An 18283-nucleotide genomic window follows, 5' to 3' on the forward strand; every position below is an offset into this window, starting at 1 on the left:
GTCGTCGCGGGTGACCGCAGCGCCGCCCTCTTGCCATGGGTATCGCCCAATTTTCAGGCGCCTGCGACATACCGTCCCGCCAAGAGCGGCCCTTAAGCGTTTGGTGGGCAAGCAGGGCGCAGCATCGCCGAGACGCGCGGGAAACCCATGACGGCTCGGACCTGGCTCTACAATCTGGCGCTCGCCAGCGGCGTGGCTTTGGCATACGGCGCAAGCATGGCGTTCAGCCTGAACCTGACCCGCGAGGGCGCAGGGATCGCGACCATCTGGTTCGCCGGCGGCATCCTCGCGGCCGGTCTCCTGTTGCTTCCGCGGCGCTGGGGGCTGGCGGCCGCAGCCGCCTGTTTCGCCCTTCAGTTCGCCTACAACCTCATGGTCGGCAACCCGCCCCTGGCGGCGGCGACTTTTCCGACGCTGACGATCGGCGAGGCGGCCGCCACCGCCTGGCTGGCGCGAAAGGTCTGCGGCGAGACGATGCGCCTGACAAGCATGGCCCGGGTGGCCCGCTTGCTCCTTCTCGCCGTCGCGCCCGCCACTGGCCTGACAGCCGTCCTCGCCGCCGATATCTTCACGCTCTACGGCCGCAGTTTCAACACGGTCCTGTCGGGCTGGTTCTACGGTCATGCGCTGGGCATGGCGATCATGCTGCCCGCCTGCCTGATGGTCGTACGGCCGGACATGGTCCGCGACTTCCGCCGGCCGGCGCTGGAGCAGCTCAGCCTCTATGGCGTGGTCGCGGCGGCAAGCTTCATCAGCGTCATACCGGTGCGTTTTCCCTTGTCGCTGCTGCTGTTTCCTCTCATGGCCCTGGTCGCCTTCAGGCTTGGACCGCGCGGTGCGGCAGTCGGCGCAATGATCATGGCCGTGGTCCTCTCCAGCCTGATCGTCACCCTGCCTGGGGCTCCGAGCGGCGTGACCTGGAGCCTGGCGGAACGAACCCGTAGCCTGCAGTTCCTGATCGCCATCAACTTCTTCACCAGCCTGGCCACCGCGATGGTGATCGCCGACCAGAAGCGGATGAAGCGACTGTGGGCGAGCCGCACCCGCATCGCCCGCGCCGCCCAGGGCCGAGCTATGGCCGCCGGCCAGGCCAAGACCGAGTTCCTGGCCACGATGAGCCACGAAATCCGCACGCCGATGAGCTCGATCGTGGGCTTTACAGAGGTGCTGCTCAAGCGCGACGACCTGCCCGAACCCGCCCGTCGCCAGCTGGCGCTGATCGACCGCGCCGGCGCTTCGCTGCTGACTGTGGTCAACGACATCCTCGACTTCTCGAAGGTCGAGGCCGGCGAGGTCGAGCTTTCGCCCACGCCGATCAGCCCGCGCAGCGTCGCTCAGGACGCCCTGGCCATCGTCGCCGAGGCCGCCCGGCGCAAGGGCCTGGATCTTCAGCTCGGCTTCATCGGCCCGGTCGAGGCGCCCGTGATGCTCGACGATCTGCGAGTGCGGCAGATTCTGCTCAATCTACTCTCCAACGCCATCAAGTTTACCGACCGGGGACGTGTGCGTCTCGATCTGCAGGCGATCGAGACGACCGACGCCATGTTGTTGCGTTTCAAGGTCACGGACACAGGACCGGGCGTGCCATCCGAACAGGCCGGGCGCCTGTTCAAGCGCTTCAGCCAGGGCGACTCCTCGGTCAGCCGCACCCACGGCGGCACCGGCCTGGGCCTGGCGATCTGCCGTGGCCTGACCGAACTGATGGGCGGCAAGATCGGCGTCGAGAGCAAGCTAGGCGCTGGCGCGACCTTCTGGTTCGAAATCCCAGCCCAAAGCGCGGCCGGCGCGGCGCGCGAGGTCGCCGAGGCCCAGACAGCGGCCCCGCTCTCCGCCCGCGTGCTGCTGGTCGACGATCACCCGATGAACCGCGAGCTCGGGACCACGGTCCTCGGCCTGCTCGGCTGCGAGGTCATCCTGGCGGAAAACGGCGAAGAAGCAGTGGCCGCCGCCCAGACCAGCGGCTGCGACCTGATCCTGATGGACGTTCACATGCCGCGCATGGACGGCTTGGAGGCGACGCGCGCCATCCGCGCCTTGGGGGGCGTCTGCGCAGCCGTGCCGATCATCGCCATGAGCGCAGACGTGATGCCCGAGATGGAAGCCGCCTGCCTGCGGGCCGGCATGAACGCGGCGGTCGGCAAGCCCATCCAGATCCAGGCCCTGCACGATGTCCTCGCCCGCTGGCTGGGCGAGGCGAGCGGCGTCGCCGCGGCCTGAACTTTAGCGTCGCGCGCCCTTGGAACAGCGCGCGCGTACGCTTAGGCTCCCGGCGCTGAAAGTTGGGGAAGTCCATGAAACTCCTGCGCCTCGCCGCCGTCGCGCTCGCGGCTCTCGCCTGCGCCTGTTCTCCGAGCCAGAAGGACGAGGCGGCCAAGGCGCCTGACGGGCGTACCACCATCCGCTTCGCCACCGACTGGCGCGCCCAGGCCGAACAGGGCGGCTTCTACCAGGCCGTGGCCACCGGCGAGTACGCCAAGCGCGGCCTCGACGTGCAGATCGTGCAGGGCGGCCCCGGCGTGAACGTGCCGCAGCTGCTCGCGTCCGGCGCGGTCGAGGCGGGCATGGGCTCCAACAGCTTCATCGTCATGAACCTCGCCAAGGAGAAGATCCCGGTGAAGGCCGTGGCGGCGATGATGCAGAAGGACCCGCAGGTCCTGATCGCTCACCCCGACCAGGGCCTGGAAAAGATCGCCGATCTCAAGGGCCGCCCGATCCTGCTGTCGGACGCCTCAGTCACCGCCTTCTGGGTGTGGCTGAAGTCGAAGTACGGCTTCACCGACGACCAGGTGCGCAAGTACACCTTCAACGCCGCGCCGTTCCTGGCCGACAAGCGCGTCGTCCAGCAGGGCTATGTCACCTCTGAGCCCTATACCATCGAGAAGCAGGCTGGCCTGAAACCGAGGGTCTTCCTGCTCGCCGACGAAGGCTATCCCGGCTACGCGACGATGGTCCTGGTTCCGGACAGCCTGATCGCCAAGAACCCGGCCGCCGTGAAGGCCTTCGTCGAGGGCTCGGCCGCCGGCTGGAAGAGCTATCTCTACGGCGACGCCGCGCCCGGCGACGCGCTGATCCGCAAGGACAATCCGGAAATGACCCAGGACGTCCTCGACCAGGCGCGCGAGAAGCTTAAGTCATACGGCATCGTCGATTCCGGCGACGCCCAGGCAGGCGGCATCGGCGTTATGACCGACGCTCGCTGGGCAGAGTTCTTCAACGTGGCGTCCAGCCAGGGGGTCTACCCCAAGGACATGGACTACAAGAGCGCCTACACGCTCCAGTTCGTGACGCCGGCCGCGAAGTGACCCTCGCGGCGCTGAAGGACGTCGAGGTCGACTATCCGGGGCGTGGCCGGGCGCTGGGGCCGATCGACCTCAGCGTCGAGGCCGGTGAGATCCTCGCGCTGGTTGGCCCGTCGGGCTGCGGCAAGTCCACTGCGTTGCGGCTGCTGGCCGGTCTCGAGGGCCCGACCCGCGGGACGCTTGAGCGCACGCCGGGCCGCGGCGAGACCGCGGTGGTGTTCCAGGCCCCGACCCTCGCCCCCTGGCTGACGGCCCAGGCCAACGTCGCCTTGCCGCTCGAGCTGAGCGGGACGCCGGCCGAGGAGGCCCGTCGGCGCGCACGCGAAGCGCTGGGGCGCGTGGGACTGTCGGGCGCCGAGACCGCGCGGCCGGCGACGCTGTCGGGCGGGATGGCGATGCGCGCCTCGCTGGCCCGCGCCATGGTCACCGAGCCGCGCCTGCTGCTGCTGGACGAACCCTTCGCCGCCCTGGACGAGATCACCCGCCGCACCCTGGCCGATGATGTGCTGAGCCTGTGGGACGCCTCGCGACCGGCGATCGTCTTCGTGACGCACAATGTCGAGGAGGCCGTCTACATGGCCGACCGCGTGGCGGTGCTGACCCGCGGCCCGGGAAAGCTGGCCGGCGTCACCCGTATCGATGCGCCGCTGCCGCGTCCGCAAGGATTCCGCACCTCGGAAGTCTTCCGCGCCGCGGTGGAGCAGGTGTCGGGCCTGCTGGCGCAGGGCATGGAGGCGGCCCGATGAGCCGCGTTCTCGCCCCTTTGGCGCTCGTGGCAGTGTTGCTCGCGGCCTGGGAGATCGCCGTCCGCGCGATGGGGATTCCAGCCTACTTCCTGCCCCCGCCGTCTGGTGTCGCGATCGCTCTCGTCGAGAACCTCCCCAGTCTGGCGGCCGCGGCCTGGGTCACGCTGTCGACTGCATTGGTCGCCCTGGTCGTCGCCAGCCTGATCGCCGTCGGCCTGGCCGTGATCGTGGGCCTCAACCCGCTGCTGGAGGCCGCCGTACGGCCGCTGGCCTCGGTGCTGCAGGTGACGCCGGTCGTGGCCATCGCGCCGCTGGTGCTGATCTGGGCCGGCATCGACCATCCCGAGCGGGCGATCATCGCCCTGGCGGTGCTGGTGGCGTTCTTCCCGATCTTCTCCGGCGCGGTGACTGGCCTGCGGGCGGCCGATCCGGACCTGGAACGGCTGTTCGATCTCTACGGGGCCAGTCGATGGCAGCGGGTCATGCGGCTGCGGTTGCCCTCTGCGGTGCCGTTTCTGCTGGAAGGTCACAAGGTCGGGGCTGGTCTGGCGATCATCGGCGCAGTGGTCGCCGAGTTCGGCGCCGGATCGGGGGGCGTGCGGGGCCTGGCCTGGCAGATCCTCGACGCCGGCAACAAGCTTCAGACGGCGCGGATGATCGCCGCACTCGTGGTGCTCGGCCTGATGGGTGTGGCGCTACACGCGCTGCTGGACCGGGCCGAGCGCATCGGCCTGACATGGTGGCGCGGACGTTAAGCTCAGCCGTTAGGCGAGCTTTAAGCGGCTTGCGGTTAACGCTGACGCCATGCGCGCCGTTCTCGCCATCGTCGTCGGCCTCGCCTGCCCGTTGACCGCCGCGGCCCAGACCGCTGGCGACCGCTATGGGCCGGCCTCGGCCGCGCACCTCAACCAGGTTTCCGCGGAGGCATATCAAGGCCGCGCGTTGAGCTGGGCGAACAAGCAGGCGACCGTCCAGACCGCCGGCGTGACCCTGCCCCAGTCGCCGACGCCGTATCGTCAGCAGCCGACCTACGCCCCCTTCCAGCCGCAGACGCCTCTGCCGCTGCAAGCGCGCGCCGTCGCCGCCCTGCCCGCGCAACCGCAAACGCAACAGCCGCCGCACCCCCCGCCGACGGCCAGCATCTACACGCCGCCGCAACAGCAGCAGCAGCGACCATGGTCCCAGGCCGCAGCGCCGGTGCAGCCGCAGCCGGCAGTTCAACCGGCGCCGCCGACACAAGCACAGCCGCAGCGCGTCGCCGCCATGGTGCAGCCCGGCATGGGCGGCCCGACCCGCCTCTACTCCGTCCACCGCGGCTACGGCATGACCCCGGACGCGATTCCGGAGCCGCCGGCCGGGGACCGCTACGTGCTGATCGGCCCGCCCGACGCCCCGCAGAGCGCCAAGACCGACGACGACGACGCGCCGGACGCCCGTCCGGGCGCCTTCTGAAGAAGACGCTAAATGGCCCGCAGCAAGCTTCACGACCTGATCGAGATGGCCAAGGAGCCGTCCAGCGAACGCCGGCGCGAGCTGCTTCGTGGGGTCACCGACCTGTTCTTCACCAGCGACGACGTGCGCGGCGGCGAGGAGTTGGAGCTGTTCGACGACGTGCTCAGCCAGTTGGCCGGCGAGATGGAAGAGGCCGTGCGGGGCGAACTGGCGCTACGCATGTCGACCGCCGCCGCCCCGCCGCGGGGGCTGCTGCGCGATCTGGCCCGCGACGTCTCGATCGACGTCGCCCTGCCGGTGCTGGCGAACTCGCGGGCGCTGACCGACGACGACCTGTTGTCGGTGGCCCGCACCCGCGGCCAAGACCATCTGCGCGCCATCTCGCAGCGACCGATCGTGTCCGAGGCGGTGTCCGAGGCCATCGTCGAGCGCGGCGACGACGCCACCCTGGGCGTGCTGTTGGCCAACGAAGGCGCGGCGATGTCGCGCGAGGTGCAGGAGATGGTCGTCGACCGCGCGGTCGAGAATCCGGCGCTGCATGAGGCGGTGGTCACCCGCAAGTCGCTCCCCGTCGACCTGCTGAACGAGATGTACTTCGTGGTCGAGGCGCGGCTGCGCGGCGAGATCCTGGCCCGCAACGAGGCGGTCGACCCGGCCCAGCTGGACGCGGCGCTGGCCGCCGGCCGCAAGCAGCTGGCGTTCCGCGACGGAGCGCTGCCCTCCGACTACGCCGACGCCGAAAAGCAGATCCGGGTGCTGCGGCTGCGCGGGGCGATCACGCCGCAGGTGCTGGCCGGGTTCTTGCGCGCGCGAGAAACGACCAAGTTCCTGGTGGCGCTGAGCGAACTGGCCGACATCGACTTTCACACCGCCCGCCGGATCCTGGAGCGCCGCGAGCTCGACGCCCTGTCGATCGTCTGCAAGGCGGCCGGGTTCGAGCGCTCGCTCTATCTCACCTTCGCGGTGCTGATCCTCGACCGCGACGCCAACGCCATGGGCCGCGCGCGCGAGTACGGCGAGCTCTACGAGAACCTCCCCCGCGAAGCCGCCCAGCGCACGATCCGCTTCTGGCGCATGCGCCGCAAGGCTGGCGACATGGCCGCCGCCTAGGGGGCAGCTCCGGCATTCGGGGCCGCGACCGCCGGTTCCTTCGGCGCTTGGTATCGAATGGGCACTGTGATCGTGCCGCCGATGGTCGGCAGACCGTCATCCGTCCACGGCCGAATCCGAAACGACTCCGAGAGCGCCAGCGCCGCTTCGGCGAAGCCAAGCCCGGCGGGGTCTTCCTTGGTGACGGCGCAGCCCTCGAGGTCGCCGCCGGCGCCGGTGACGCAGCTCATCGTCACGCGGGCTTGCTCAACGCCCGCATCCAGCGCCTTGCGGGGATAGCCGGCGCTCATCGCGTCTCCCGAAGGCAGCACTGCCCACGACGCCTTGCCAACCACCCGCTTGCCTGGATCGAGCATGTCGGGCGCGAAGACGAAAGGCACCTGGGTCAAGGTTCCTGAGATCGACTGACCGTCGGAGAACTGTGTCGGGCCTTGGAACCTTGGGAGCAGCGCTTTAGCTGCCGCACTAAACCCCATGCGCGGCGGCTCTTCGGTCAAGGTGCTGCACGTCGTCAGGCGGCCGTCGGCCTTCAGAGCGCAACGCAACGTCACCCGTCCTGCAACGCCGGCGACTCGCGCCTTCTCCGGGTAAGCGGCGGCGACGTCGGCGTAGGTCGGCGCCTGGTCCCAGACGAGGTTCGACACCACCCGGCGCGTCATCAGGGGCGTCCCACCAGGCAAATGCGAGCCCGTGGTCCGCGACGGGCCGCTGAAGTTGATCGGGATCTGCACGCCCGACACGACCGGCTTGCCGTCCCGCGTCGCAGGTTTCATCAGGAACTGCGGCGTGAGGGCGATCGCCGCGGCCCCGAACCCCATCCCCTCGGGCTGTTCGCTTTCAACCTTGCAGTCGAACAATGCGCCCTGGACGCTGATCAGGCAGCGGATCTCCGCCTTGCCGCTGATGCCCTTTTTCAAGGCCTCGGTGGGCCAGACCGCGAATAGCTGCTCGGCGGTCGGCTTCTTACGCCAGTCGGCAGCCGTCTCGCCCGCGTGCGCTGCGCCGCCGACGACAGACACCGCCAAGATAGCGGCCAATCCTGCTCGATACATGCAATTCCCCCGATTGCTCGCGCCATGCTGGCGAAAGCGACCGTGGGTTGCAAGACCTAGGGAGCGGGTCGGACAGGCACCGCGTTCGCCAACCGCTCCAAGGCGTCGGCGGCGATGACGCTCAGCGAGCGCAGGCCGAGTTCGCCGAACACGTCCAGGGCGGCGTTGAGCGCCATGGCCGCGCTCGCCCGCTCGCCGCGGTCCAGGCCGGTGATGTCCATGCGCGCTTCGTAGAGTCGGGCCAGATTGACCTGCAGCAGCGCCCAGGCGGCCGGCTCGCGTTTTGCGGAGATCGCCGCCAGCTCGATCTTGAAGGCCGCTTCGGCCGCGTCCAGCACGGTGAGGTCGCCTGAAAGCTCGGCCGAACGCGCAAGGCATAGCGCCCGGTTGGAAGCCCCGAACGCCCGCAGCGACAGTCCCGGCGTGCTCTTCAGCACATGGGCGGCGCGGTCATAGCAAGTGACGGCCTGTTCGTAGGCGCGTTCCGAAGCGCCGGCTTCGCCCATTGCCTGGAGCCCCTGAGCCAGAGAGGTCTGCACCCGCGCCCAATCGAGCGGGCTGTGTTCACGCGAGAGCTCGCCAACCACGTCGGCCAGGGCGCTGACTGCCTGGGCCAGCACGTCGACTTCGCCTGCGTTCTCGCCTTGCAGCGCCATGGCCTGACCACGCAGCGCCGCGGCCCGCGCCCAGCTCAGCGGTTCGTAGGCGGGATCCAGCCCCTCGGCTGCGCGCTCGGCCTCCTTGCGGCCGGCCGCCAGAATGTCGTCGTCGCGCAGCCGCGCGCCCCACCCGATCAGGATGTCGGCGAGCACCAGGCGCGCCTCGACCGCCAGCAGGCGCGCGGCGCGACAGCGGCGGGTCAGGCTCTGCAGGCCGGCGATCGGCGCGGCGAAACGCTGCGCCGCGGCCCGCGCGGCCAGGGCGTCGCCAACAGCCATTTGCTCGCGCGCCTCAATGGCGGCGATGCCGATGTCGGCCAGCGGCAACGAGAGGCCGCCGCGGGCGGCGGCGCGAGCCTCGCGGAAGGCGACGTCGGCCGCCGCGTTCAGTCCGTCGTCGCCGAACAGTTCGGCGCCGAGCATGGCGCAGAACGCCTGTTCGCAGCGGGCGCGGGCCCAGCCGTCCGGCCGGCGATCGCGATCGAAGGCCTCGGCGGCCGCTTCGGCCGTGGCGGCGGCCTTGCGCAGGATGGCGGCGTCGCCGGAACGGCGGGCCACCTCGCGCCAGACGATCGCGCTCTCCAGGCGTCGCTGGGCCTTGTCCTTGGCGCCGACGCGGCCGGCGGCGATGTCCGCGGCGCGGCCCTCCTCGGCGATCATCCGGAGGTCGAGCAATTCCAGCAGCGAGGCGTCGCCGCCGGTCAGCCCGTCGCGGGGGGCGTTCACGGCGTCTGCGCCGAACAGTCGCTTCAGCTCTCGACCGAACTCGAACATGCGAAGGCTCCGATCACCTCGCGACGTCTCAACACGGGACGCCTACGGAAGGTTCAGACCGGAAACAGCAAAGCCGGAGCCGAGTTCGTAAACAAGTGGTTAACGCATGGGTTATGGTTAACAATAACTAAATAAAATGTGTTCGACGCGAGACCCGTCCTGGCGCCGAACTTGCTTAACGGCTGTTAAGCACGTTCCTTGGAACGCTCGAAGCCGATCTTCGGGAAGCGCTCGCCGACATAGCCGATTTCCCAAGCGGACTTGGCCAGGAAGACAGGCTGGTCGTCGATGTCGGTGGCCATCGCGCCCTTGTGCTTGTTGGCGAAGTCCTCGACGTCGGCCTTCTCGCCCGACAGCCAGCGCGCCTCGGAGTAAGGCGCCGCCTCGAAGATCACCTCCAGCTGGTACTCGTTGGCCAGGCGGTCGGCCATCACTTCGAACTGCAGCTGGCCGACGGCGCCGACGATGAAGTCCGCGCCGATGACCGGCCGAAACAGCTGGGTCACCCCCTCCTCGGCCAGGCCTTCCAGCGCCTTCTTCAGGTGCTTGGCCTTGAGGGGATCCTTGACGCGGACGCGTTGCAGGATTTCCGGCGCGAAGTTCGGCAGGCCCGCGAAGCGCAGGGTCCCGCTTTCCGAAAGGCTGTCGCCGACCCGCAGCACGCCGTGGTTGGGGATGCCGATGACGTCGCCGGCGAACGCTTCCTCGGCCAGCTCGCGGTCCGAGGCGAAGAACATGATCGGCGCATTGACCGACAGCTGCCGGCCGGTGTTCTGCACCTTCAGCTTCATGCCGCGGTTGAACCGACCCGACGTCAGCCGCAGGAAAGCGATCCGGTCGCGGTGGTTCGGGTCCATGTTCGCCTGGACCTTGAAGACGAAGCCGGTGACTTCCTTGTCGCCCGGGGCGACGTGGGTCGGCTCCCCGCCACGCACGGCTGCGACCGCTTTCGGGGGCGGCGCATAGGCCCCGAGCCCAGCCAGCAGTTGGTCGACGCCGAAATGGCGCAGGGCCGAGCCGAAGAACACTGGGGTCATGTGGCCTTCGAGGAAGGCCTTCGGGTCGAACGGCTTGGACGCCTCCTGCACCAGCATGGCGTTCTCTTCCAGCTCGCCCTGCTCGTCCGGATCGAGATAGCTGACGATCGCATTGCCTCGGAAGGCGACTGGGGCCGGATGGCCCTCGTCGGAGTCAGAGCCCTTCTTGGCGAAGGGCACGAACTGTTCGTTGCGCAGGTCCAGCATGCCTTTGAACCGCCCGCCCGACCCTGCTGGCCAGAACAGCGGCGCCGGATCGAGCGCCAGCTTCGAGGCGATCTCGTCGAGCAGCTCGATCGGGTCCTGAGCCTCGCGGTCCATCTTGTTGATGAAGGTCACGATCGGGATGTCGCGCAGGCGGCAGACCTCGAACAGCTTCAGGGTCTGCGGCTCGATGCCCTTGGCGGCGTCCAGCACCATGACCGCCGCGTCGGCCGCGGTCAGGGTCCGATAGGTGTCTTCCGAGAAGTCTTCGTGGCCTGGCGTATCCAGCAGATTGAACATCAACCCTTCGTGGTCGAAGGTCATCACGCTGGCCGAGACGGAAATTCCGCGCTCGCGCTCGATCTTCATCCAGTCGGAACGGGTGCGGCGGTTCTCGCCGCGGGCGCGCACGGCGCCGGCGGCCCGGATCGCCCCGCCAGCCAGCAGCAGGTTCTCGGTCAGCGTCGTCTTACCGGCGTCCGGATGGGAGATGATGGCGAAGGTGCGCCGGCGCGCGGCCTCGGCGGCGGGAGAGGTGCTCATGGACGGCGCTTAGCGCAGCATGGCGCTGGGCGAAAGCCCGCGTTACGCCGCCAGGCGCCGCCAAACCTGACGATCGGTCCAGACAGTATCCAGCATCCCCTGGTCCTGGCGGCTCGACAGGCGCGCCATCACCTCGAAATCGACGTTCGCGTAGCGCAGGGTCACGTCTTCCGGCGCACAACCGTAGGCGGGGGCGACGAACAGCGCGGCGTTAATCGACGGCGCCTTGGCGATGATCAGAGTCGCCAGCCGTCTCGCACGCTCGGGCTTGTCGAAGTGCAGCAGCGGGTCCTCGGCATAGAGTTCCTGTCCCAACTTGCTGACCACGTTGAACGGCAGCGCCCGGAACCTGCGGCCCGCCACCTTCGGTGAAAGCTTGGCTCCACTCAGGTTCAGGACGACGTCGTTCAGCAGGAAGAGCATACCAAGCAAGCGCTCGCGTTCGTGGAACGCCGCTGTGTGCCACGAGCGTGCTTTCGTCCCCGTTGAGAAAGGCGGTGAATCCGCCGGTAACCGCGTCCGTTAGCTCTGTTCGACTGGTTCGATCAGGAAGTGGCGGCCTTCCCGGTCCTCGATCTCGACGACCCAGATGTCGGGGTCGATGCGGATCGCGCGCTCGATGTAGCGGTCCAGGTCGGCTTCCTGGTCGGACAGCGCCGGACGCATCCAGACCCGCTCGCCATCGCCACGTGTCGCTTCGGCATAGAGCCGGCTCGTGCCATCGCCGCGGTTCAGCACCTTGACCAGCACGCTGCCGGCCCGCGCGTCGCCCTTGCGGACCACGACCGCAAAGCCGCCGCCCAGCTCCACACGGCGGATCAGGGCCGCGACCCAGATGTCGGAGGAAAGCAGCATGATCGAACGGTGTCTCGATAACGGAACGGAAAGACCGGGCCGCTAGGCTCGGCCGCAAGATCTCGAACCTATACGAGAAAAACAGAAGGCATGACGAGTACGCGCAGAACCGCGCGGCGCGTCGTGTGTGGATGGATGGGGCTGGCCGCAGCGGGGGGGCTTCTCGCAGCGCCCGGAGTCTCGGCTGCAGCCGCCGCCGCCGACCTCTTCTACGAACGCACGGTGATGACCGCCGCCGACGCCAGGTGCGGCCTGTTCGCGCCCTCAGTCGGCGCGGCGCTGGCGGCTGGGCGTATGCAGGCGCATGGCGCGGCGATCCGCTCGGGCGCCGACAAGGCCCAGTTGGCCCAACTGGAACGTCGCGCCCGCGCCAAGGCGGCGGCGACGCCCTGCAAGTCCCCCGACATGACCCTTGCCGCCAGCCGCGTGCGCGAGGCATTCGAAGGCTACGCACAGCTGACCCGGATGACCTATCCCGGCGAGATGGCGGAATGGCGCGCCGACCGCTCCGGCGGCGTCCGCTGGCGCCTGCAGCAATCGGCCAGCTTCGGCTGGAATAAGATGGTCTTCGGTCTGGCCGGCCGCGAAGGCGCCAATGCGCTGATGGCCGTGGCCAACTTCGCCGACGGCAAGACGCCGTATGGCGCCAGGCTGGTGCTGCGCGATACCGATGCGACCCTTGGACCCTATCTCGACGCCCGCGGCCAGTCCCTGAGCAAGCTGCCGCTGGCCCGGCGCCTGCCGCCGGCCACCGCCCGAAATTCCTATACGGCGGAGGCCCGCAGCCCGGCGGGTCAGGATCTGCTGCCCAAGGGTTTCAAGTCGGGGTGGGCGTTCCGCTTCCCCGCCGCGGCGGCGCATGCCCTGGCCGAGCTCGACCCGCGCGAGGCGGTGGCCGTCGAGTTCCTCTTCGCCGGGCCAGACGGTGAGGTCGTCCGCCGCGCCTATGTGGAAGTCGGCGATTTCGCCGCCGGACGCGCGTTCCTGCAGGTCGCGGCCCGCTAGGGGGCGTTCGCCGCCGCCGGCTGGTCGATCACCGGCATGCGGACCGAAACCGTCGTCCCCTCCCCAAGACGGCTCTCGATGATCATTTCGCCGCCGTGCAACTCAGCGAACGAGCGCACGAGCGACAGCCCGAGCCCCGTACCCGCCGCGCGCTGGGCGGCGCCGCCGGCCTGTTCGAACGGCCGTCCCAGGCGTTTAACGTCCTCCGGTCCGATCCCGACGCCCGTGTCCGCGACCAGCAGCTCCATCACCGAACCGTCGCAGTGCAGCGTCACCGTCACCGATCCGCCGCGCGGCGTGAACTTCAGGGCGTTGGAAATAAGGTTGAGCGCGATCTGCTTCAGGGCCCGCCGATCGGCGAACACATCCAGCGGCTCGCGCGGCAGCAGGCCGCGCAGCTGCACCCCGGCCCTATCAGCCTGACCGCGCATCAGCCGCAGAACGCTCGACACCGCCTCGCGGCCGTCGAAAGCCTCGCGCGCCAATTCAAACCGCTCGGCCTCGATCTTCGACATGTCGAGCACGTCGTTGATCAGGTCGAGCAAGTGTCCCCCGGACTCGTGGACCAGCTCGGCGTATTCGGCGTAGCGGTCGGACAGCGGCCCGAACAGCCGCTGACGCATGATGTCCGAGAAGCCCATGATCGCGTTCAGCGGTGTGCGCAGTTCGTGGCTCATGTTCGCGAGGAAGCGCGATTTGCCGGCGTTCTGGGCCTCGGCGTCGCTGCGCGCCTGCTCAAGTTCCATCTCGCGGGCGTGGGCGGCGGCGGCGTCGCGCAGTACGCCGATCAGCCGCCCCGAGTTGGTTCGGCGCAGGCTGACCGCCAGCCAGGCTTGGGGCTCGGCCGCGGGCGCGAACGCGAATTCGGCCGCGCCGTCCGCCCGCGCCGTCGCCAGCGCCTGGCGCAGACGCGGCCGGTCGGCCTCGCTCGCCAGATCGACGATGGTCAGTCCGGTGCTTGAAACGCCGCGCGCGCCAGCCGGTTCTCGCCCCCAGGTCCGGCCGATCAGGCCGTTCTGATCGAGGGTCGCCAGCAGGAAGGGCTGCTCGTCCAGCACCTGGCGAAGTTGGGCGAGGGCCAGGCGCTGACGCCGATCTTCGCGTCCCATGTTACGCTGCAGGACCACCAGCGCGGCGGCCAAGCCAAGGACGGTCGAGGTGAGCGCGAAAGCGCTGACCACGGCCGCAGCGGCCGGGATCAGCACGTATCCGGACAGCGTCAGTCCACCGATGGCCGCCACCCCGACCGCGGCCAGCGAAACCGCAGCGCCGAGCGCCAGCCGCTCGCCGCGACCGACGCCCACGGCCGCCACCAGCGGCGCAAGACACCAGACGGCCAGCGGGCTGCCGACGCCGCCCGTCAGCGCCGCCGCGCACGCGGCCGCCACGCCGAGACCGACGATCGCAGCGATCGACACCAGGCCTGCGGACCGGGTCGTCGATAGAGTCCTGGCGGGCGGACTTTCGATCACGGGCGGGCTCGCGGCTCCTTTGGCGGGCGACTCGACAGAGGATTCTTGTCCTTAACTCTAGCGGCGCGGGCGAGTCGCTGCGAGGCCGCTCGCGCCGTGGGCGACCCGACTTGGGTACATAGATCGAGCGCCGCGCCGCCGTTCGAAACGAAATCGTAAGCGCGGACTCGCTAGGCTTCCTCCTAGTACCGGACCGCGAGGCTCGTAGTTTGCACATGGCCCATGCGGCTTATCTTCCGCCCGACGCATCACCGGCGTCGGCGTCAGAACCGGACGCCCGCACGGCGGCCCGCCAACGCCGGGAAATCATCGCGGATGAGGCCAAGCGCTCCTTCTTGCGCATGGCCAGCCACGAACTGCGCACGCCGCTGAACTCGATCCTCGGATTTTCGGAGATCCTGCAATCGGAGCTCTACGGTCCGCTCGGGGCCCCACAATACAAAGAGTATGCAAGTATCATCCACACCAGCGGCGCGCGGTTGCTGCGGCTGGTGAACCAGGTCCTTGAGATCGCCCGGCTTGAAGGCGGGGCCATGGATTTCGACCTGCGCGCTGAGTCGCTCGACCACGCGCTCGACGACGTGCTCGACGGACTGCGCGAGGACACCACGCCGCGCGGCGTGGAGGTGATCGTCCTGCAGCGCGGGTCCCTCCCTTCGGTCACCGCCGACGCCCGCGGGCTGCGCAACCTGCTGAGCAACCTGATCCAGAACGCCGTGATCTTTTCGCCCGAGCGAGCCGTCGTACGAGTCTACGCCACCCGCGTCGGCGAACACGTGGAGATCGCGGTCGTCGACGACGGCCCCGGCGTCGACCCGCAGGATATCCCACGCCTGCTGCGTCCCTTCGAGCAGGGCGAAAATGCGCTGACCCGGCGAAGCGAGGGTGCGGGCCTGGGGCTGCCGATCGTCGAACTGCTGTGTACGGCCATGGGCGGCCGGCTGCAGCTCAGCTCAGCTCCGGACCAGGGGCTGACCGCCCGCGTCCGCCTGCCCGCGGGCTGAGCCGCCGCGAAAGCCGTTGCGCTGGGCCCTCCCGGCGCCTAAGTCGCCATTGATATGAGCACGATCGACAACGCCCTGGCCGACCTGGTCGAAGAGTTCGACCTTCTCGGCGACTGGGAGGAGCGCTACCGCTACGTCATCGAGCTGGGTCGCGACTTGGCGCCGCTCTCCGACGCCGAGCGCAGCGACGCCAACAAGGTGCGCGGCTGCGCAAGCCAGGTCTGGCTAGTCACCGAGCCCCAGGCTGACGGCGCCGTGACGTTCCGCGGCGATTCGGATGCCCACATCGTGCGCGGCCTGATCGCGGTGCTGCTTCGGCTGTTTTCCGGCCGCCGGCCCGACGAAATCGTCGCCTTTGATGTGAAGTCGGCCTTCGATCGCCTGGGTCTGGCCGGACACCTTTCGGCCCAGCGGTCCAACGGTCTGGCCTCGATGGCCGCACGCATCCACCGCGACGCCGAAGCGCTGGCCGCGGCCTGAGGGCTCAGGCGGCGCGAATGCCGCTGGAAACCGTGCCGCCCTGGACGCCGACGATGGCGTCGTAGCCGAGGATCATGTCGACATCAGCCCCGTTCGAGGCCAGCGGCAAGCGCAGCCACAGGATCGAGATGTGCGCCGCCCCGCGCCAGGCCAGGCTGTGCACGCCCACCGACGGGCGGCGCTCCTCGACCACCTTGGTCAGTTCGCGGCGCCAGTAGTCGGCGGCGTTGGCGTTGTAAACCTCGGCCAGCGTACGTCCCGTGATTTCGCGGCCGTAGACGCCATAGAGCCCCGTGCCGGCGAGCCGCAGACGGAACTCGAGCGGGTCGCGTCGCACGTCGATCAGGCTGATCGTCGGCAGCAGGCGCTTGAAGTCGTCGGGGCGGATGTCGTCGCGTCCCGGCAGCCGCCCGCTGCGCCGCAATCCGGCCCAATAGGCATACAGTTCCTCGTGTGCGCGCGCGGCCGCCGCTGAAGCCCCCATCTGTGCGGCCATATTCAGATTCCTTAACAACCCCTTGGAATCACGACGAATCACTTATCGCCCAGAGGGTGATTCTCGGGCAAGGGAAATCCTAATTGCGCGGAAAGAAATCGGGCCGAAAGGTGGCGCAGCTTGACCTTGAGGCATCGGCGCAGCGACGGCTCGCACCACGAAAAACGCCCGCCGTTAGGGGCGGGCGTTCGATAGTCCGTCTTGGCCAGACGCTTACTTGGAGCGCTTGCGCGGGGCCTGCCGGCCGCCCTGCCCCAAACCCATCTGCTTGGCCAGGTCCGAACGCGCCTTGGCGTAGTTCGGCGCGACCATCGGGTAATCCTTCGGAAGACCCCACTTCGCGCGATATTCTTCCGGGCTCATGTTGTACTTGGTACGCAGGTGACGCTTGAGCGACTTGAACTTGCGGCCATCTTCCAGGCAGACCAGATGATCCGGCGTGATCGACCGGCGCACGGGCACGGCCGGCTCCTTCGGCGCGACTTCCTGAACGTCGGAACCGGTGGAAATACCGGCCAGCGCCCTATGGACGCTCTGGATAAGGTTCGGGAGGTCGGCGGCGGCGACCGAATTGTTCCCGACATAAGCGGAAACAATATCCGCCGTCATCTCAATGACTTCCGACTTCTCGTCCATATTTCTCGGTTCCGTGAGTGCGGGTGCACCAAGTTGGGGGATGACTGATTCACGACATCAGTGGAGGCGTTAATATCTGGAACCCAACTGAAGCACAAGCATACAATACGCTGCTGTTCTTCTACGAACACGATTATCGTTAAGTCTAGGCGTCGCGATGCACCGATCGGTTGTGCAACACCTACTATTGCGACGCGGCAATGCGTCGCAACCTGTAGTGATCAGCGGCCAAAGTCCTTGGAAAACGCCAGCATGGCGGCCTTCTGCGGGCCTGAGTATTCGTCAAAGCCGTCTTCGTCGCCGTCGCGTATGGCGCGTAGCAGAGCTGGCGTCAGCGCAGAAGTAAGAGACCAGTTCCAATACCTGAGCACGGTCTGCGCACGGTCGACCGCAATCATGTCGTAGACAAGCAACGCACGCTCCAGCGCACCCGAAGGTGCGCCGTCGGCTTCCGTCTCGTCACGTTTGAGGCCGCGCCATAGCGCCCTGATCGCCGACTTCGGTAGGCCGGTAGCCTTGCAGAGAATGGCCAGCGGTTCGCCGCCTGCATCGGTAAAGATCTTGGCGCCGGTCATTGGCTTGAGGCCGGCGAGGTAGGAAATCTCCTCGGCGACCTCGCGGGTCACCCCGTCGGCCGCCGCCGCGACCGCGGACTCGAGGTTGTCATAGGGACTACGCTCGACGGCCGCGCGGTTGCGCTGGCGTCGCTCGATGAACTGCAGCGCCTTGCGCGACAACGGATCCTGCCAATGCTCCGCCGCAGCCATGGCGAAGATGTCGCTGGTCGCGTCCTGCAGCACCTCGCGGGACACGGCGAAGCGTTGAAGGATCACGCGGCGCGCCTCGGCGTCCGCCCACCAGAACAGCACATAGGCGTGCGCCGGGCGCAGTTCGGGCCGCCGCAGCAGGATGGTGGTCAGCCGCGGATCACCGCGCGTCAGAGCCACAACCGCCTCGATCCCGCCTGTCGAGAACTTCGCCTCGTCGTTCTTGAGGAGGCATTCGAGCACCAGCACCTCGCCGAACTCGATCAGCACGTCGCAGACGACCTCGCTGACCCCGCGCCGCAGCGCGATCAGCCGCCGGTGCTCAAGGTTCATCAGCCGCGCGCAGTCGAGCAGGTCGGCATCCGACAGGGTCGCGGCGTTGAGCAGAAGCTCTTCGGCGATATCGACCTCGTCGCGCAGCAGCAGCCGCACCAGGCACGCAGGAATCTCGGCCAGGCCGCAGATTCGACGCGCAACCTTCTTGCGCTCTTCGGGCTCGGCCTCGCGCAGCATGTCGGCCAACAGGTCGGCGGTCATCGCCCGCTCGAAGGCGTTGATCCGCGAGATCGGCAGGCAGACCACGTCCGCCAGCCGCTTGAGCAAGTTCGCCCGCGCCCGCGAGGCAGGCGGGGCGTCGAGCTCGGTCATCGGCGTCGGCAGGTTCATGCAAGGTCCGAACGAATACCTGCCGC

General features: G+C 68.5%; 18 protein-coding genes. 9 read left to right on the top strand and 9 right to left on the bottom strand.

Annotated features, from left to right (window positions below):
• The first annotated feature begins 147 nt into the window (after window positions 1–147).
• The 6 genes from GGQ61_RS15580 to GGQ61_RS15605 all read left to right on the top strand — a co-directional run bounded on the left by GGQ61_RS15580 (window position 148) and on the right by GGQ61_RS15605 (window position 6607).
• Window positions 148–2217 carry an ATP-binding protein gene (locus tag GGQ61_RS15580; RefSeq protein ID WP_183774616.1) on the top strand — a complete coding sequence of 690 codons (2070 nt, stop codon included), beginning with the start codon at window positions 148–150 and terminating at the stop codon, window positions 2215–2217.
• A 74-nt stretch (window positions 2218–2291) separates the two neighbouring features.
• Complete coding sequence (locus GGQ61_RS15585) at window positions 2292–3302, top strand: ABC transporter substrate-binding protein (protein ID WP_183774619.1); 1011 nt, start codon at window positions 2292–2294, stop codon at window positions 3300–3302.
• A complete protein-coding gene (locus GGQ61_RS15590) occupies window positions 3299–4045 on the top strand; it encodes an ATP-binding cassette domain-containing protein (RefSeq protein ID WP_183774622.1) in 747 nt (248 codons plus the stop codon). Before GGQ61_RS15585 ends, GGQ61_RS15590 begins: the two co-directional genes overlap by 4 nt.
• Window positions 4042–4800, top strand: a complete 759-nt coding sequence (locus GGQ61_RS15595) for an ABC transporter permease (protein ID WP_183774625.1) — start codon at window positions 4042–4044, stop codon at window positions 4798–4800. The genes GGQ61_RS15590 and GGQ61_RS15595 overlap by 4 nt, the downstream gene beginning before the upstream one ends.
• 49 nt (window positions 4801–4849) lie before the next feature.
• Entirely contained in the window at window positions 4850–5497 is a 648-nt protein-coding gene (locus tag GGQ61_RS15600) for a hypothetical protein (protein ID WP_183774628.1), read from the top strand.
• 12 nt (window positions 5498–5509) lie between these two features.
• A complete protein-coding gene (locus GGQ61_RS15605; RefSeq protein ID WP_183774631.1) occupies window positions 5510–6607 on the top strand; it encodes a DUF2336 domain-containing protein in 1098 nt (365 codons plus the stop codon).
• On the opposite strand, the gene GGQ61_RS15610 is transcribed toward GGQ61_RS15605, so the two are convergent.
• From GGQ61_RS15610 to GGQ61_RS15630, 5 genes are all read right to left on the bottom strand, one after another.
• Window positions 6604–7626: a TonB family protein gene (locus GGQ61_RS15610; protein ID WP_183774634.1), complete on the bottom strand. Its 1023-nt coding sequence runs from the start codon at window positions 7624–7626 to the stop codon at window positions 6604–6606. The two genes, GGQ61_RS15605 and GGQ61_RS15610, sit on opposite strands and share 4 nt — an antisense overlap.
• An 89-nt stretch (window positions 7627–7715) precedes the next feature.
• Window positions 7716–9092, bottom strand: a complete 1377-nt coding sequence (locus tag GGQ61_RS15615; RefSeq protein ID WP_183774637.1) for a hypothetical protein — start codon at window positions 9090–9092, stop codon at window positions 7716–7718.
• 185 nt (window positions 9093–9277) lie between these two features.
• Window positions 9278–10876 carry a peptide chain release factor 3 gene (locus GGQ61_RS15620; RefSeq protein WP_183774639.1) on the bottom strand — a complete coding sequence of 533 codons (1599 nt, stop codon included), beginning with the start codon at window positions 10874–10876 and terminating at the stop codon, window positions 9278–9280.
• A 42-nt stretch (window positions 10877–10918) separates the two neighbouring features.
• Window positions 10919–11299 (bottom strand): hypothetical protein, encoded by a 381-nt coding sequence (locus GGQ61_RS15625; RefSeq protein ID WP_183774642.1) that lies wholly within the window; start codon window positions 11297–11299, stop codon window positions 10919–10921.
• Window positions 11300–11398: 99 nt separating this feature from the next.
• Window positions 11399–11731: a DUF1491 family protein gene (locus tag GGQ61_RS15630; protein WP_183774644.1), complete on the bottom strand. Its 333-nt coding sequence runs from the start codon at window positions 11729–11731 to the stop codon at window positions 11399–11401.
• Window positions 11732–11866: 135 nt separating this feature from the next.
• Between GGQ61_RS15630 and GGQ61_RS15635 the strand changes: the two genes are divergently transcribed.
• A complete protein-coding gene (locus tag GGQ61_RS15635) occupies window positions 11867–12736 on the top strand; it encodes a hypothetical protein (protein WP_246370945.1) in 870 nt (289 codons plus the stop codon).
• Here the strand turns inward: GGQ61_RS15635 and GGQ61_RS15640 are convergent.
• Entirely contained in the window at window positions 12733–14154 is a 1422-nt protein-coding gene (locus GGQ61_RS15640; protein WP_343056153.1) for a sensor histidine kinase, read from the bottom strand. The genes GGQ61_RS15635 and GGQ61_RS15640 overlap by 4 nt on opposite strands.
• 269 nt (window positions 14155–14423) lie before the next feature.
• Here GGQ61_RS15640 and GGQ61_RS15645 point away from each other — a divergent pair, with 269 nt between their 5' ends.
• Complete coding sequence (locus GGQ61_RS15645; protein ID WP_183774648.1) at window positions 14424–15212, top strand: sensor histidine kinase; 789 nt, start codon at window positions 14424–14426, stop codon at window positions 15210–15212.
• A 54-nt stretch (window positions 15213–15266) separates the two neighbouring features.
• Window positions 15267–15692 (top strand): SufE family protein, encoded by a 426-nt coding sequence (locus tag GGQ61_RS15650; protein WP_183774650.1) that lies wholly within the window; start codon window positions 15267–15269, stop codon window positions 15690–15692.
• A 4-nt stretch (window positions 15693–15696) separates the two neighbouring features.
• Here GGQ61_RS15650 and mopJ read toward each other — a convergent pair whose 3' ends face one another.
• From mopJ to GGQ61_RS15665, 3 genes are all read right to left on the bottom strand, one after another.
• Complete coding sequence (gene mopJ / locus GGQ61_RS15655) at window positions 15697–16188, bottom strand: motility/cell cycle regulatory protein MopJ (RefSeq protein WP_281372704.1); 492 nt, start codon at window positions 16186–16188, stop codon at window positions 15697–15699.
• A gap of 213 nt (window positions 16189–16401) precedes the next feature.
• Complete coding sequence (locus GGQ61_RS15660) at window positions 16402–16824, bottom strand: Ros/MucR family transcriptional regulator (RefSeq protein ID WP_056015959.1); 423 nt, start codon at window positions 16822–16824, stop codon at window positions 16402–16404.
• Between the two features lie 221 nt (window positions 16825–17045).
• The gene (locus GGQ61_RS15665; RefSeq protein ID WP_183774652.1) at window positions 17046–18257 is read right to left on the bottom strand and encodes a DUF2336 domain-containing protein; all 1212 of its coding nucleotides are present in this window, start codon (window positions 18255–18257) and stop codon (window positions 17046–17048) included.
• Between the last annotated feature and the right edge of the window lie 26 nt (window positions 18258–18283).

This window comes from Phenylobacterium haematophilum, assembly GCF_014196295.1.
GTDB lineage: Bacteria > Pseudomonadota > Alphaproteobacteria > Caulobacterales > Caulobacteraceae > Phenylobacterium > Phenylobacterium haematophilum.

Coding starts and splice junctions, on each gene's coding strand:
- GGQ61_RS15580 (WP_183774616.1), top strand. CDS start 148: ATGACGGCTCGGACCTGGCTCTACAATCTGGCGCTCGCCAGCGGCGTG.
- GGQ61_RS15585 (WP_183774619.1), top strand. CDS start 2,292: ATGAAACTCCTGCGCCTCGCCGCCGTCGCGCTCGCGGCTCTCGCCTGC.
- GGQ61_RS15595 (WP_183774625.1), top strand. CDS start 4,042: ATGAGCCGCGTTCTCGCCCCTTTGGCGCTCGTGGCAGTGTTGCTCGCG.
- GGQ61_RS15600 (WP_183774628.1), top strand. CDS start 4,850: ATGCGCGCCGTTCTCGCCATCGTCGTCGGCCTCGCCTGCCCGTTGACC.
- GGQ61_RS15605 (WP_183774631.1), top strand. CDS start 5,510: ATGGCCCGCAGCAAGCTTCACGACCTGATCGAGATGGCCAAGGAGCCG.
- GGQ61_RS15615 (WP_183774637.1), bottom strand. CDS start 9,092: ATGTTCGAGTTCGGTCGAGAGCTGAAGCGACTGTTCGGCGCAGACGCC.
- GGQ61_RS15620 (WP_183774639.1), bottom strand. CDS start 10,876: ATGAGCACCTCTCCCGCCGCCGAGGCCGCGCGCCGGCGCACCTTCGCC.
- GGQ61_RS15625 (WP_183774642.1), bottom strand. CDS start 11,299: ATGCTCTTCCTGCTGAACGACGTCGTCCTGAACCTGAGTGGAGCCAAG.
- GGQ61_RS15630 (WP_183774644.1), bottom strand. CDS start 11,731: ATGCTGCTTTCCTCCGACATCTGGGTCGCGGCCCTGATCCGCCGTGTG.
- GGQ61_RS15635 (WP_246370945.1), top strand. CDS start 11,867: ATGGGGCTGGCCGCAGCGGGGGGGCTTCTCGCAGCGCCCGGAGTCTCG.
- GGQ61_RS15645 (WP_183774648.1), top strand. CDS start 14,424: ATGGCCCATGCGGCTTATCTTCCGCCCGACGCATCACCGGCGTCGGCG.
- GGQ61_RS15650 (WP_183774650.1), top strand. CDS start 15,267: ATGAGCACGATCGACAACGCCCTGGCCGACCTGGTCGAAGAGTTCGAC.
- mopJ (WP_281372704.1), bottom strand. CDS start 16,188: ATGGCCGCACAGATGGGGGCTTCAGCGGCGGCCGCGCGCGCACACGAG.
- GGQ61_RS15660 (WP_056015959.1), bottom strand. CDS start 16,824: ATGGACGAGAAGTCGGAAGTCATTGAGATGACGGCGGATATTGTTTCC.
- GGQ61_RS15665 (WP_183774652.1), bottom strand. CDS start 18,257: ATGAACCTGCCGACGCCGATGACCGAGCTCGACGCCCCGCCTGCCTCG.